9 protein-coding genes are annotated in these 14757 nt (G+C 52.5%); 2 read left to right on the forward strand and 7 right to left on the reverse strand.

Features of this window, described 5'->3' with window-relative positions:
- Positions 1–75 precede the first annotated feature (75 nt).
- The 4 genes from JYE49_RS15205 to JYE49_RS05660 are packed head-to-tail and all read right to left on the reverse strand — an operon-like array spanning position 76 to position 5120.
- Positions 76–2160 (reverse strand): SpoIIE family protein phosphatase, encoded by a 2085-nt coding sequence (locus JYE49_RS15205; protein WP_093958485.1) that lies wholly within the window; start codon positions 2158–2160, stop codon positions 76–78.
- A gap of 37 nt (positions 2161–2197) precedes the next feature.
- Positions 2198–3964: an MATE family efflux transporter gene (locus JYE49_RS05650; protein WP_093958484.1), complete on the reverse strand. Its 1767-nt coding sequence runs from the start codon at positions 3962–3964 to the stop codon at positions 2198–2200.
- Positions 3961–4803, reverse strand: a complete 843-nt coding sequence (locus JYE49_RS05655; protein WP_093958483.1) for a phosphatidylglycerol lysyltransferase domain-containing protein — start codon at positions 4801–4803, stop codon at positions 3961–3963. The genes JYE49_RS05650 and JYE49_RS05655 overlap by 4 nt, the downstream gene beginning before the upstream one ends.
- Before the next feature lie 17 nt (positions 4804–4820).
- Complete coding sequence (locus JYE49_RS05660; protein ID WP_093958482.1) at positions 4821–5120, reverse strand: STAS domain-containing protein; 300 nt, start codon at positions 5118–5120, stop codon at positions 4821–4823.
- An 839-nt stretch (positions 5121–5959) separates the two neighbouring features.
- On the opposite strand from JYE49_RS05660, the gene JYE49_RS05665 reads away from it, so the two are divergent.
- Together JYE49_RS05665 and JYE49_RS05670 are read left to right on the forward strand one after the other, a co-directional pair.
- A complete protein-coding gene (locus JYE49_RS05665) occupies positions 5960–10450 on the forward strand; it encodes a FecR domain-containing protein (protein WP_179217452.1) in 4491 nt (1496 codons plus the stop codon).
- Positions 10451–11044: 594 nt separating this feature from the next.
- Positions 11045–12970, forward strand: a complete 1926-nt coding sequence (locus tag JYE49_RS05670) for a SpoIIE family protein phosphatase (RefSeq protein ID WP_179217451.1) — start codon at positions 11045–11047, stop codon at positions 12968–12970.
- Between the two features lie 226 nt (positions 12971–13196).
- On the opposite strand, the gene JYE49_RS05675 is transcribed toward JYE49_RS05670, so the two are convergent.
- The 3 genes from JYE49_RS05675 to JYE49_RS05685 all read right to left on the reverse strand — a co-directional run bounded on the left by JYE49_RS05675 (position 13197) and on the right by JYE49_RS05685 (position 14730).
- Positions 13197–13679: an RNA polymerase sigma factor gene (locus JYE49_RS05675; protein ID WP_093958479.1), complete on the reverse strand. Its 483-nt coding sequence runs from the start codon at positions 13677–13679 to the stop codon at positions 13197–13199.
- Positions 13666–13881 (reverse strand): hypothetical protein, encoded by a 216-nt coding sequence (locus JYE49_RS05680; protein WP_093958478.1) that lies wholly within the window; start codon positions 13879–13881, stop codon positions 13666–13668. The genes JYE49_RS05675 and JYE49_RS05680 overlap by 14 nt, the downstream gene beginning before the upstream one ends.
- A gap of 351 nt (positions 13882–14232) precedes the next feature.
- On the reverse strand, positions 14233–14730 hold the full coding sequence (locus tag JYE49_RS05685; RefSeq protein ID WP_093958477.1) for a hypothetical protein: 498 nt from the start codon (positions 14728–14730) through the stop codon (positions 14233–14235).
- Positions 14731–14757 lie beyond the last annotated feature (27 nt).

Consider the following 14757-nt stretch of genomic DNA (forward strand, 5'->3'; position numbering starts at 1 on the left):
GCTTCTGATATTCAGAAGCTCTTTTTTCCACCATTTTTAAGTTTTAAGTTTTCAGTATTAATTTGATTTATATTGTCAAAATTTCTTCCAGATTGTCAGGATGTTCTCGTCGTTTTCTCTTCTGTATTCCACTTGGTCCATCGTCTTTTTGACAATATAAATCCCTAGCCCGCCGATTTGCCGTTCCTCTGCACTTTGACTTACATCTGGATCTTCCTTGGCTAATGGATCGAAAGGAATCCCCTTGTCCCGGAATGTGATCACCGCTTCTTTCGGGTTCTGCCCGATATCAATGGTAATGTCCGCCTTGCCGGTTTCGGGAGCGTAGGCATACAGGGCGATGTTCACGAAGATCTCTTCCACTGCTACGCCGATCTGTGTCTGGGCCTTGATCGGGCACTCCGCCTTTGCCAGCTGCTCTTCAGCGAACGCCAGTACCTGGTCCAGGTTCTCAGTCTTCGCGTCAATGGTCAGGTTGGCGGTTTCGTATCTCTGTTCCGGTCCGTCATACTTCAGGCCCATCATCGTGATATCGTCAAACTGCGGTGCGTTGCCCACAAATTCATCGATATCATCCCGCACGTTCTGCAGCAGTTCCTTCGGATTCGCGTTCGGGTTCTTGTTCAGCGCGTCCAGCATCCGCTGTGTGCCGAACAGTTCGTCGTTGATGTTCGTCGCTTCCGTGACGCCGTCAGTGTACACAAACAGGGAATCTCCGGGATTCAGCTGGAAGTCGTGCTCCTTGAACCGGATGCCTTCCATCGTAGCCACTGCCGGAGCATGCCGGTACAGGACCATCTCATAGTTGCCGTCCTTCCGGCGGATCACGGGATGCTCATGGCCGGCGTTCGCAGCCACGCCCTTACCGGTGCTCAGCTCGATAATGGCCAGCCACACGGTCACAAACAGTTCAGCGTCGTTGCCGTCGCACAACTGGTTGTTCACGTTATACAGGATCTCAGCCGGCTTCTCGCCCAGCTGCGCCCTGTTCTTGATCAGCGTCTTGGCGATTGTCATAAACAGCGATGCAGGCACACCCTTGCCGCTCACGTCTGCCATAACCATGCACAGGTGATCGTCGTCCAGCAGATAGAAGTCGTAGAAGTCGCCGCCGACTTCCTTCGCCGGATCCATGATGGCGTAAATGTCAAAGTCATTTCTCTCCGGGAAGGGCGGGAAAATCCGGGGCAGCATATCCGCCTGGATCTGCGCTGCAATGTTCAGTTCCGCGCCGATGCGTTCCTTCTCCGCCGTGACCTTTGTCAGGTTGTTCAGATATTCTACAATCCGGCCCTGCATCACACGGATTTCCTGATACAGGTCTCCGATCTCGTCCTTGGAGTTGATCGGCAGGTTAATAATCTTCTCTTTCAGGTAGTCTGTCGCGTCATCAGAGTTTGCAAACCCGGTTGTCGCCTTCGCCAGCATGCTCAGGGGCTTGGTGGCGATCCGGCGCATCATCATCACGGTAATGACAGAGCTGACGATCATCAGGGCCGCGGCAAAGATCATCATGGTGGTCAGGAAGCGCTGACGCTCTTCCATAACGTCGTTCATATTGATGTCCACGCCAACGATAGCCACGTTCTCGCCTTTGGAGTTCACCACAGGTTCATAGGCAGAACACAGCCAGCCGTATTCGCTGTGGCTCACCACGGAGTCAATATGCATGTTGGTCTGGAACTCTTCATATCCTTCCGGGGTTTCTTCCAGGCTTCCGGTATACAGCACTGCTTCGTCCGGGTCCACGATATTGATACTCTTGTTGCCTTCCAGGCTCTGCAGATAGACGTATTCAGCTTTCAGGTTCTCCTTATATTTTGCCAGCATCGCCCGCAGGTCTGTATAGTTGTCATACAATCCCCGTTCCGACAGCCAGTCAATGATCATCTGGTCGCCGTCCGCGTCCTCAGCCGCATCACGGACAGCCGCGAACTCTTCCGTTTTGATCGCGTTCAGCAGATCTTCTGTCATGTCGCCGTCCACAAACGCCGCCACAGTGGCAGCCGCCTGGGAGGTAGTCTGTTTATAGTATTTGTCCACGCGTTCGCTGTTTACCCTGTAGGCAAAAACCGCCAGGCCCAGTGAGAGCACCAAAACGATGATCAGGATCAGCCCGTTCAGCTTCACTGTCAGCGAAGTCCAGCCTTTTTTCTTCATGCGCGAACATCCTCTTTTCTTCAGGTTAGGGGTTGTATCAGATGACCACTGTCATCATGTTGAATCCTTCATAGTTCCGGTAATGCAGGCTCTTGACCTTCTGCCTTACCATCATCACGCCGACGCTGTCCATCAGCTCGTCCGTTTCATCCTTCTGCACCTTGCCCATCCGCAGGTCCAGCGGGTTGAAATACGGTGCGCTGTTCCGGATGTGGATCACGTGATCCCCGTTCTCTTCCCGTGCCAGCGTCAGCTGGATATATTCGTCCGGCTTTCCGCTGAAAGCCTTCTCCATCGTCACCACGCTCAGCTCTTCAACAGCCAGCTGGATCAGGATTGCCTGCTTCATGGGGATCTCCTGCTCCTCGCAGAAGGCCACCACTTCATCCAGCACCCGGCTCAGCTCGTGGTTCTGGTTATCCATCGTTGTGGAGTATACAGGCACAGTCGCATCCTGCTTCCTCAGCAGCCGTCCCCGTACCGCCGTTGCCATCACAAGCATCGTGATGCCTTCAGAGATCACAAACAACCACCAGAAGTCCTTCGGCAGCCAGAAGCCCAGCGCTACCGTAATCGGCAGCAGGAACAGCGCTTTGCGCATCACGGTGATCTCGCCTGCCAGCTGTTCCCGTCCGCAGCTCTGGAAGAACCCGGTCAGGATTACCAGCAGTCCGCCCAGCGGCGTGCTCAGCAGGAACAGCCGGATCGCGGGCACGGATACCTTCAGGCTTTCCGCGTCTCCCAGGCCGAAGAAGCTGCTCACCGCTCCCGCAGGAATCGCCGCGACCAGCAGTACCGGAACGCCTACCATCAGCGCAGTGGCCATGGCCATCCGCACCAGGTATTTCAGGTCGTCCCGTCCGTGTTCCGCCGCGAAGGTGCTCGCCAGCGGCTGCATCGTTTCAGCAAACGCCTGGTAGATTCCGTTGAAGATGTAGCTGATGTTCATCACTACGTCGAACACGGCCACATACAGGTCGCCTTTGATCAGTCCCAGGTCTCCTGCCCGCAGCAGCACTCTGTTACCCAGCAGCAGGAACAGGAACTGGAACACATACTGCATGGAGGCGCTGAAGCCGATCCGCAGGGAGTCGGCAACCGGCTTGCCGATGGCAAGCTTCGCCTTCACGATCCGCGGAATGTTCATCAGGCCCCTGCCGTTGATCAGGTGCGTCAGCAGGATGATCACGCTCACACTCTGGGCGATCACTGTCGCGTAAATGGAGCCCTTTACACCCCATCCCAGCCCCAGCACGAACCAGATGTTCAGCCCCAGGTCTGTCAGGCAGCCCACGGAGAAACCCAGGGTTGCCCGCGGCGCGTCATTGTCGCACCGGACAAAGTCATACAGCAGGAAATTCAGGAAGAACACCGGCACCGCCGTTACCAGCGGCCGGGCATACTGTTCGCACAGGGCGTACAGTTCCGGGCTGCCGTCGTTCGCGCCCAGCACCTGCATCAGCGGCCGCATCAGTAAGTTGCCTGCTATCGCTAATACAACGCCCAAACCGAACAGAAGCGTCCCGATGCTCTTAAAATGGCTCAGGGCGTCATCTTCCTTGCCCTCTGCCGCCATGCGGCTGAAGGCAACGCATCCGCCGGTGGAAAAACCGTATCCCAGCAGGTTCAGAATCATGTAAAGCGGCGTCACGATACCGATGGCCGCCAGGCCGCTCTCTCCCATCCTGTTACCGATGACCAGCGCGTCCGCTACGTCCGCGATTGCCAGCGCCACGGAAGAAATCAGGCTTGGCCAGAGAATCCGCAGGAACATCTTGCGGCATATGTAGTGTTTCTGATTCATTTTCTGACCGCCTCGTAAACTTCCAGCTGTTTAATGGGGCTGTAAAGCAGCTTTGATCTCCGCAGCCCTTCCAGTCCCAGGTCCTCTTCCAGGTTGATGTATGGATATTTGTCAACCAGCGCGCAGGCCAGCTCATGCACACATACCGGTGTCATCAGAAGCGGCAGCGTCAGGTCGTGCTTTACCATGGTCATCGTGAACATCTCAGGGGTGTTCTCGTATCCCATGATGAAGGCGTGATCCCCGTTTTCCGCGGTGATCATCACGCCGTTCAGCGTCACCTCGCCGAAGGAAGAGATTTCCTCCTGCAGTACCTGCAGGTCGCCTGCTCCCTCCGGGTCAGCCTCTTCCCATTTCTGTGCAATGTCGATGATCAGCGGCAGGTCCGCCTTCGTCATCAGCCTCGCCTCATAGGGATGCCGCTTCTTGTACTGCCGGCATTTGTCCTTGAAGCTGTGGCTCATGTGGAAGCCTTCCTTCAGGGCCAGCGCCGGTGTCGCGCAGATATATTCGCTCAGGTCGTCCCGTTTCCGGATTTCCCATCCGCCGCCAAGCGCCTCTGCCTGTTCCTGTGTCAGGTACAGGACGCTTTCGCCGGCCTTCACGTTTTCTTCAATAAATCTTTTACATTTATTCCCGTCTCCGCAGGGGCAGAAATACGAATTGTCGTGGCGGCTCCGGATCACAAAGTAATCCTCGTCCCCCGCGATCTCAAGTCCATATTCCTTTCTCCATGTGAACAGCGATGTAAAAGTCAGGGCAGTAAACGGATTCAGCTGGGGATCCCGGCATTTCTCAACCCGGTCACGGTCCTCTATCTCCAGTGGCCGATAGTCCATGCTGTCGTCAACTTCCCTTAGTTTTCAATGTTCAGGATATCCACAAACCCGGTCACGTCGAAAATGTCCATGATCTCGGGGCAAACGTTCTTGATGGTCATCTTTCCCTGCTTGTTCATGATCTTCTGAGCGCTCAGCAGCACCCGCAGTCCGGCAGAGGAAATGTACGCCAGGTTTTCCAGGTCAAAGGTCACTTCGGTCGCGCTGTCGATATCGGGATGCATTTCTCCCTCCAGCTGCGGAGAAGTCGTGGTGTCCAGTCTTCCTTCAAGGGCAATTGTCAGGTTGGTTCCGTCCAGAGTCTTGGTAATTGTCATGCTTTCCGTTCTCCTTTTTCCGCTCGCCGCGTTCCGGCGCTTTGCGGACAGTCTGTGTAACGAATCGGCGGCTCCTGGGGGGAGGACAAAATCCGTATTGTTACACGCTCAATCTTGTCTATTATAATGTATCTATTGATGATTTTCAAGACTTTTCGGCCTTTTCCGTCACTTTATCTCCATCGATTTTTCATATTTGTTCACTCCTATTATCTCTTTTAGCAATCGTTTACAATTTCTTTGCCTTATAGAAGTTTATTTTTTTATGTGTTATAATTGATTGATCCGTATCCTACCTATATTTATGGAGTGTGTATGTTTCCCCCATCCCACTGGTTTTCTGTATGGTTATACGTTTAATTTCCATGCCTTGTCACCTATGCGTATAAACATATGGAATTAACATTCCACCAAAGTTCAGATTACTGATCATTCATCCACGTTCCCGGTTCAATCAGAACACGTATCGTTTGACTATCCCCATAACCTTGTCAAATGCACATAGGATGTCATTTCGACCAAGGCCTTTAGGCCGCGTGGAGAAATCTCCTCAGCAGCGTAATTAACTCGAACGCAACCGGAACACCATAATGTAGTATATAGGGTGTCATTCCGACCGAAGCGTTAGCGAAGTGGAGGAATCCCTTACTACGTCCGAAGGACGCATAATTCTTAAGTCTTAAGTTTTCAGTCTTCAGTTTTAAGTAATCTCCGAAGGAGGCGCTTCTATGAGCCGCAAATTGATTACGTTCATACTACTTCTCCTTTTGTCATTATCATTATTTGTTGTTGGCGTTTCCGAAGGAGTCTCCACCGACGCCTCGTATGATGCTTCTACGATGAAGCTGTTGCGCTACGAAGGCACCGTCGACATCTTCGACATCACCGGCCTTCCGCGCTTCCTTCTTGAGGGCGTCCGGTTCCTGAGCGGCGAATCAATGCGCACCGGCCCGGACGGTACCGCATCCGTCGGTCTGGACGATACCAAAATCGTCTCCCTGGACCATGACACCCACGTCCAGTTCATCCAGGAAGACAACCACATGCAGCTGAACCTCCTGGAAGGCGAAATCTTCCTGGACGTTTCCGCCAAGCTGGATGAAAACGCCTCCTTCGATATCCAGACCACCACGATGACCGTTGGTATCCGCGGCACCATCATCTCCGCTTCTTCCAAGACCACCCCGGAAGGCAAAGAGCAAACCACCATCGCGGTCTATGAAGGCGGCGGCCAGGTCAACTTCAGGGACTCCAACGGTACCAACCGTGCCGTTACCCTCCAGCCCGGCCAGCAGATCTCTGTCGAAACAGATGCTCCCGCCCCTACAGGCTCCGTTTCCGATGCCGGACCCGTTGAAGACGTCGGCGTCAACCCCATCATTACCGATATCAACGGCGATAACATCAGTACCTTCGCCGCCACTGCCATCACCTCCAACGAAGAGACCTATAACCGCGTTATCAACGGCAGTCCCAACGGCCAGCTGATCCTCCTGCCCGGCTCCGGCGAAGCAGAGGAAGGCGAAGAGCCCTATCCGGCTGACGGCGACTGGTACTATTCCGGCCAGATCACCCTGGTTGCCCAGTCCGCCAGTAAGCTCTATGACGGCACACCGCTTGTCCGTCCCGCGGATGCTCTGGTGTACGGCCTGCCCGGAAACTTCAATATAACTGTTTCCTGCTCCGGCTCCCAGACCAATGCCGGTTCCAGTGACAACGTTGTCACTTCCTATACCATCACCAACGGGACCGGCGAAGTCGTCAATAGCCACTTCCCGTCCGTTAACAAGATTGCCGGCCGCCTGGTTGTGGACAAAGCGCCCCTGACCGTCTGGACCGGCTCCGCTGAGAAGGAATATGACGGCGAACCTCTCACCTGTGAGGACGCTGGTATCCGTACCGTCTCCGGCTACAACGCTGAATCTCCTTCCTGGCAGAACACCTCCATCATCACGGAGACCGCTCTGGGCAGTGAGCAGATGGTTGCTGTTTCCGGCCGCATCTTCGTCCATGGTTCCAACCCCCTCACCAAGGAAACCAAGAGCATTGAGCTGAAGGTTGGTCAACGCCTCTCCGTCGCCCTGCAGAAGGGCAAGTCCGGAGAATCCCTGGAGTTCGTCATTGAGGATCTGAAGGAAGAAGACCTTCCGGAAGAAGTCCTTCGCCTCTATGCGGAAAACCCGGATCTGCTGGCCGCCGCCTGCGAGGAAACCAACTGGGATCCGGAACTCATTGCTGACCTGATCGCCGCCCTGCCCCCGCTGGAGGAAGGCACGGTTTCCGTCAACGGTCTGGATGTAGCCTCTTCCGCCCAGGAGAACGTCATGGCGGACTCCGCCAACATCCGCATCTCTGTTGATACCCAGATCACCAATTACTCCACCCGCGTGCTGACCAGCCAGGAAGCTGAGTTCAAGCCCATCAGGGTAGATGCCTCCATCAAGGTCACCGCCACCGGTGAGCAGCTGGAGATCGGTGAATCCGAAAACACCTATGACATCGACTGGGGTACTGCCGACGAGAACAACTACGTTCTCCGGGACGACCTGGGCACCCTCACCGTCAAGCCCATTTCCGGCGTGACCTTCACTGCGCCTTCCGCGGAAAAGGTTTACGATGGCGAACCCCTGGAAGCTGACGCTGATGACATCAAGGCGGAAGGCCTGCCCAAGGGCTACACCTTCACCGCCGTTGTCTCCGGTTCCCAGACCGAAGTCGGTGAATCCGAAGCCAAGATCACCTCTTATAAAATCTTTGATAAAAACAAGAAGAACGTGACGGACGTCTTTGAAGACGTCAACGTGAAGAAGGGCAAGCTCACCGTTCAGCCCCTGTCCGTCAGCATCTCCCTGGGCAGCGGCTCTGCCTCCTATTCCGGTGCAACCTATACCCCGACTCCCGTCCTGACTTACCAGAACGGCACTCATAAGGGAGAAACCGTTACCCCGACCACGACTACAACTGCCACTCTCCCGCGCCTGCTGGCCAGCACAAAGCCGGTTAAGCGCGCCGCTGGGGATCAGGTTTACCGCTTCACTCTCTTCACCGGAGACACCGTGGATCTGACCCTCTCCGGTATGGCGACAGGAGCCGGCACCTTTACGATCACCGCTTTTGTCTCCTCTTCTTCCGCCAATATCTCCTGCCCGGTGTCTTCCATCTCCGGCACCACCGTCAACATTGAGCCCGCTGCCATTACCATCCGCACAGGCTCTGCTTCCAAGTTCTATGACGGCGAACCGCTGACCTGTGAGGACGTGACCATTGAAGGCCTCATCGACGGTGATACCATCATCGTCACTGCCACGGGCACGATCACGGAAGTTGGCAAGACGGACAACACCTATACCATTGACTGGGGCGATGTGGATAAGAACAACTACGTCGTCACTTCTGTCCTGGGTATCCTGACAGTCACAGCTCCGGCTGAGACACCCACGCCTGTTCCCACGGATACGCCGGAGCCCACAGAAACCCCGACGCCTACGCCTACACCGACTCCTACTCCGACCCCGACACCCACGCCTACTCCGACGCCTACTCCTACTCCGACCCCCACGCCTACGCCTACACCCACGCCTACTCCAACACCCACGCCTACGCCCACACCCACTCCTACGCCGACTCCCGCGCCTACGGATACTCCGGAACCTGTGACGATCTACCTCTACGCACCTTCCTATGACAAGGTCTATGACAGTGATCCCCTTGTTCCTTCTGCGGAGGATGTGAATTCAGAGATGTTGCCGGAGGGCTACTCCTTTACCGTCACCCTCTCCGGTTCCCAGACCGACGCAGGTGAATCTGATTGCACCATTGCCAGCTATGTCATCAAGGATGGAAACGGTAATGACGTCACTGCATACTGCAATGTCATATGCGAACCCGGCACCCTGACCGTCAATCCGTATCCCATCTCCTTCTCCACGTCCGGCGGAACTTATTCCTACGGCGACTCGATTCCTTTCTCCGTTTCCTGCACAGGCAACGGCAATTCGCTCTCCGGAACCACCACAGAGTCCGGTTACGATTACTTCGCCAACTATAACCTCGTCGGAGAAGATAAGATAGAGTTTGCCATTGGACCGATCCCGCAGCGCGGTGATGATGCGGATACCTATTACCTGGATATCGCTTACTCCCTCCAGGGAGACAGCAGCAACTACTCTGTCAACGTAAACGACGGATCCATTACCATCAAACCGCTGGATGTCACTTTCTCTTCCAGCAGCAATTCGAAGACCTATGATGGTTATGCACTCATGCCGGAAGAAACCTCCTGGATCTATCCGACCCATGACGAAACTTCCATTGGTTACCGTGAACTCGGCTGCAGTGAATCCGATGCCGGCACCTATACCAATGACATTGAAATCGACTATATGGGCCATAAGGAATCAAATTACAACATCACTAAAAACCTCGGCACATTTACCATCAACAAGCGCAACATCACAATCACAAGTGCTTCTGTTGATAAGGATTATGACGGCACACCTCTGACCTGTAATGAGTTTGATATCACCGAAGGCAGCTTTGTTGGTGATGATTGGTTCACAACTTCCTTTACCGGCACCCAGACTGAAGTCGGCAGCAGTGAGAACTCATTCTCTATCAGTGCCACCCCGGGTACAAACCTGGACAACTACAACATCACCCTTAACTTCGGTACGCTAACCGTCAACGAAAAAAGCGTCCCGCTTGGAAAGCCCGCTCTCTACATTGTCGTTCCGGATCGGAACAAAACCTACGACGGCCAGCCCTTCAGCGAACAAACTGTTGAAGCATCTGAAGGTTCCGGTATATATATCACCTATCCTGCTTCATCGGATGCGAATGTCGGAACAACGTCAGGTATCACCTATACTGTCTCCGGCAATACAGATAGCTATGAGCTCGAGTTTGACAAAACCACTGTCTCATATACGATCAATCCGTATTCCCTGGTATTTGACCTCCACGGCGGTGAGCTTGGAGACAACGGCAGATGGATGCGTACGCCCCCGTCTATGAACGGCGAAAGCGGCACAACCCCTGAAGGTGAAAACACCTTTATCCTTCTTGGTGACTCCTCCAAGTATGTCACCCTTACCGTTCATAGCGAAATTGAAAACAATAAGAGTAATCTCCAGCCCGGACAAACTTATTCCATCGAACACTCAATCTCTTTCACCGGTGATAATTCTTCCAACTACAACGTATCTTACAACAACCCCACCTACACCATCGTAGCCTCTCCTAGTAATCCTGAAACCACTGATCCTGGTTATACCGATCCTTCCACTACCGAAGGTGATGATTTCCCAAGCGGCTATCCTGGTGGTGTATGATCCCGCTCCCATCCGTTACCCCTTGACGCAGAGTGTAGCGTGTAATTCCGAGCATCGAGGGCGAACCTCTGAGGGCAGCCAGTGGCTGAAATTCCGTCGTGGTGGGGTTCGTAGCGCCCGGAAATCGAGCCAGTGTGCTCGATTTTAGCGGAGAACGGGCGGCAGCCCTGGGCAACCAACCGAAACGAGTGAGCTGTCCAGTGGACAGTCACGACGATTGAGGTTGCGGATATCCCTTACTAAGGCCGCAGGCCTTTTCCTACTCCAAGTCTTCCGTTTCCAACAGGAACACTATTGCGTTCAGTGTGTCATCCTGAGCAAGCGAGTGTAACGAGCGCGTCGAATGGATCTCCTCAGTATTCCACCTATTTCGAACCTCAAAGGAACGCCAAAGCCTACACTGATTAGTCAGTAACTATCACGTTTGGCGAAGCCAAACATATCATATTCGACGCAGTCGAATCTATCATATCGGCATTAAAGCCGATATATCACGTTTGCGAAGCAAACATATCATTGTTGGAACGCTTTATGCGTTACAACACGCCGCCCTTAGGCGGCATATATGCACTAAACACGCATGGAGGGTACACAATGAAACACTCTTTCCTCAGAAAGTATATCTTCCCTCTCCTTGCCGCGTGTTTAGCGTTATTAATTGTCAACTCCGGCATTCTCAAGACCCCTGACCGTTGGGTTCAGGATTCCCTTTTCCAGCAGCCCGCCGTCCCTTCCGGCGACATTATCATTATCGGTATAGACGAGGCCTCCCTGGCGGCTCTTGGCCCATATGGCCCTTCCTATCGCGGCTATATGGCATATGCACTCCGGACCCTTGCCTCCGACCCGGAAAACCTGCCCGCCGTTGTTGCTGTCGATATCCTTTATGAAGGGGAAACCGACCCTTCTGTCGATAACCAGTTTGCCCAGGCTGCCGCTTCCCTCCCTCATGTCGTCACTGCCTGTATGGCCAATTTCGGCGATAAAATCACGTGGGTAGACGGTCATGCCGTTGGCCTTGAATCCTCTGTCCTGAGCCTTGTAAACCCATATGATGCGCTGAAAAATGTAACTACTCAGGGCCATATCAACGCCATGGCTGACAAAGACGGTATTCTTCGTCATGCCCTGCTATACGTCAAAGATCCATATACCGGTGAGAAAATCCTCTCCATGGCCTCCCAGACAGCCCGGATCTTTTTGGAATCTAAGGATTCCTCCTTCACCCTGCCCTATATCAATTCCGCCGGTCATTACTACGTTCCCTTCACCGGCAAACCAGGCGCTTTCAATGATAACCTTTCCCTTCTGAAACTTATACAGGGAGAAATCCCTTCCGCGGTCTGGAAGGATAAAATCGTCCTCATCGGTCCTTACGCGGCTGCGCTGAACGACTATTACTTCACCGCTGCCGACAAGAGCAAACCCATGTACGGTATCGAGTATCAGGCTAACGTCATTCAGTCTTTGTTTGATCGTAACCTGAAATCCGAGGCCTCTGAAGCCTTCCAGTTTGTACTTGTGGCCATCCTCTGTGTCTGTGCCGCTTTCCTCTTCTTCCGCCTGCCCATTCGTTTCGGCGGGATCATCTGTATCTTCCTGCTGATCATCTCCTTCTTCGGAGCCTATCTCTTCTGGCGTGCAGGCCTTGTTGTGCATGTTCTCTGGCTGCCCGTAGCCATTCTTCTGGTTTATCTGGCTGCTCTGATTGCCCATTATATTCATGCTTCCCGTGAGCGCCGTGCCCTGGCCCTTGAAAAGGAGCGTGTCTCCACGGAGCTGGCCCTGGCCACCCGCATCCAGTCCAACTTCCTGCCGAAAATCTTCCCGCCTTTCCCGGATCGTCATGAATTCGACCTCTATGCTTCCATGACTCCTGCCCGGGAGGTCGGCGGCGACCTGTATGACTTCTTCCTCATTGATGATGATCATCTGTGCCTGGTCATCGGCGACGTATCCGGCAAGGGCGTTCCCGCATCCCTCTTTATGATGTTGGCATCCGCCCTGATCCATCATGTTGCCATGCGGGAACTTTCCCCGGCCAAGATCCTTTCAGAGGTCAACGCCGAGATCTGCAACCGCAACCCAGAGGAAATGTTCGTTACCGTCTGGCTGGGCATTCTGGAAATCTCTACGGGCATTTTAACCGCCGCCAGCGCCGGCCATGAATATCCGACCCTTTGTAATCCAAATGGCGCTTTTGAGCTTGTGAAGGACAAACACGGCTTCGTCCTGGGCGGCATGCCCGGCATCCGTTATCGTGATTACACCCTGTCCCTGGAGCCCGGCTCCAAGCTCTTCGTCTATACCGACGGTGTCCCCGAAGCCACCGACGCCAACCAGCAGATGTTCGGCACTGATCGCATGATTCAGGCCTTGAATACTGCCACCGATAAGGATCCCGGCACCATCCTCAAAACCGTAAAGAATTCCGTCTCCGCCTTCGTCGGCAACGCCGAACAATTCGACGACCTGACCATGCTCTGCCTCGAATTCAAAGGCAAGCCCACAGAAATCTAATAACCATCACCTTCAACACGTAAGCGCGGCAAGAGTGTGACTGCTGGGGACTGATAGTCTGTCACCGTTTTCGATGAAAATGTGACTGAGTGTCTGTCCCCCTGTCACTGCTCTTGCCGCTATTCCCGGCCGCAGCCGTAACCATTTTTAAGTCTTAAGTTTTCAGTTTTAAGTTTTAAGTAAAAAGAGGCGATACATCGTATCGTCTCTTTTTCCGAAATTGCCATCATGCTCTCAGCATTAGCTTCAACTGTGCCAGCGCCTTCTGATGCCTCAACTTCACTGCCCCATAGCTTAATCCCATGATCATGGCGACTTCAGTCATCGGCTTTCCGTCATAGTACATCAGCACGATGATATCCTGCAGTTCTTCCGGCAGCTTATTCAGTGCCGTTGCAAGCTCGCTCAGCGTTTCCTGGCTCAGCAGATGTTCGTCCACCTCTTCATCACTGGCCAGGTTCTCATCCGGTTCTTCCGTCGGCCGCGTCTTACGGAAATAGTCTATTACCGTATTCCGCGTAATCGTGAAGATCCAGGTGCTGATACTTGCCTTGCTCTCATCAAAGGCGTCCCTCTTCCGGAATGCCTTCTCAAAGACGTCTGCGCAAAGGTCTTCAGCGTCTGCCCGGCGCTGCACCCGGGCTGCAATATACCCCATTACCTTTCCGCAGTACAGATCATATATATTCTCCCACTCAGGAGTTGTCATCTTTTTCTTTGTTGAACAGACTCTGCTTCTTCATGGCTGTGTCTGGCACGCCCGCCGCTGCCACCATATCAGCCTCGTCATCGTCCAGCATCCGTGCATGGCTGCTTTTGTAGCGTGCGTGCACTCTGTCGATCACGTTCTGAAGATCTGCATTCTGTTCAAACTTTTGGAAGTCAAACAATGCTCTCAGTTTCTTCTCCAAATAGCTGCTCCTCCTTTCTGTTACTTACATCATCCGTAAGTTTCTATGAACGCCACAATGTAACCATTGCTTCGTTCATGTATTTATACGAATGGCTTTGAAAGATGGCAGCTTTTTTCCGGGAATAAGTATTGTATACCAGATACTTTTTCCCTGCGGGTCTGGAAAAATCCATTCGGATCCTTCCCAGCGGAACATCTTTCAAAATGTATTTTATCTTATTTTTCTTCGCGTTACAATATATACAACTTATGTATTTATCCGTTTGAAAAATCTACACACTTATATCACGCTATTTGCTTATACTATAAAGTATACTATCATAGTTTAATAGCTTAGAATCACAAATATTTATATATCTTTTAGTTGTAGCAATTCTTTTATTTTCTGTCTCGCTTGTCCATTACGAGTAATTACTTCTCCTTTTTTAATTATTTCCGAATCGAAGACTTGATTGGATAGACGTATTAGTTCTTGATGAACCTGTTTAAGTGTATCACTATCAGGTATTCCTCTATATATCTTGGGCCATTCTTCTAGAAATGCTCCTAATCTGGCTCCACAATCCCTTAATGCTTTACTCGCTTCATCTGTCGACTTACTACGAGGTGGAAGATTCATATATATGTTTGCATACATCATAAGAGCATAAGAAATATCTGCTTTTAATTTCAAGTAATCTCGACGTTGTCTAAGATATTTTTCATCTATGATGGTTTTAATTATATAGAGAATGAAACCAGAAACAACGGCAAACAAAGCTGTCACCGCTGCTTGGGTAATATTAATGCTTGATGGGGTTTTATTTATTATTGGAATAGGAGTAATCCTTGGGGTAAAATAGTACAAGTGTTTTCACCGCTTTCTTTTTCTAAA

The sequence above is a fragment of the Aristaeella hokkaidonensis genome (assembly GCF_018128945.1).
Lineage (GTDB): Bacteria > Bacillota > Clostridia > Christensenellales > Aristaeellaceae > Aristaeella > Aristaeella hokkaidonensis.

Coding starts and splice junctions, on each gene's coding strand:
- JYE49_RS15205 (WP_093958485.1), bottom strand. CDS start 2,160: ATGAAGAAAAAAGGCTGGACTTCGCTGACAGTGAAGCTGAACGGGCTG.
- JYE49_RS05650 (WP_093958484.1), bottom strand. CDS start 3,964: ATGAATCAGAAACACTACATATGCCGCAAGATGTTCCTGCGGATTCTC.
- JYE49_RS05655 (WP_093958483.1), bottom strand. CDS start 4,803: ATGGACTATCGGCCACTGGAGATAGAGGACCGTGACCGGGTTGAGAAA.
- JYE49_RS05660 (WP_093958482.1), bottom strand. CDS start 5,120: ATGACAATTACCAAGACTCTGGACGGAACCAACCTGACAATTGCCCTT.
- JYE49_RS05665 (WP_179217452.1), top strand. CDS start 5,960: ATGAAGCTGTTGCGCTACGAAGGCACCGTCGACATCTTCGACATCACC.
- JYE49_RS05670 (WP_179217451.1), top strand. CDS start 11,045: ATGAAACACTCTTTCCTCAGAAAGTATATCTTCCCTCTCCTTGCCGCG.
- JYE49_RS05675 (WP_093958479.1), bottom strand. CDS start 13,679: ATGACAACTCCTGAGTGGGAGAATATATATGATCTGTACTGCGGAAAG.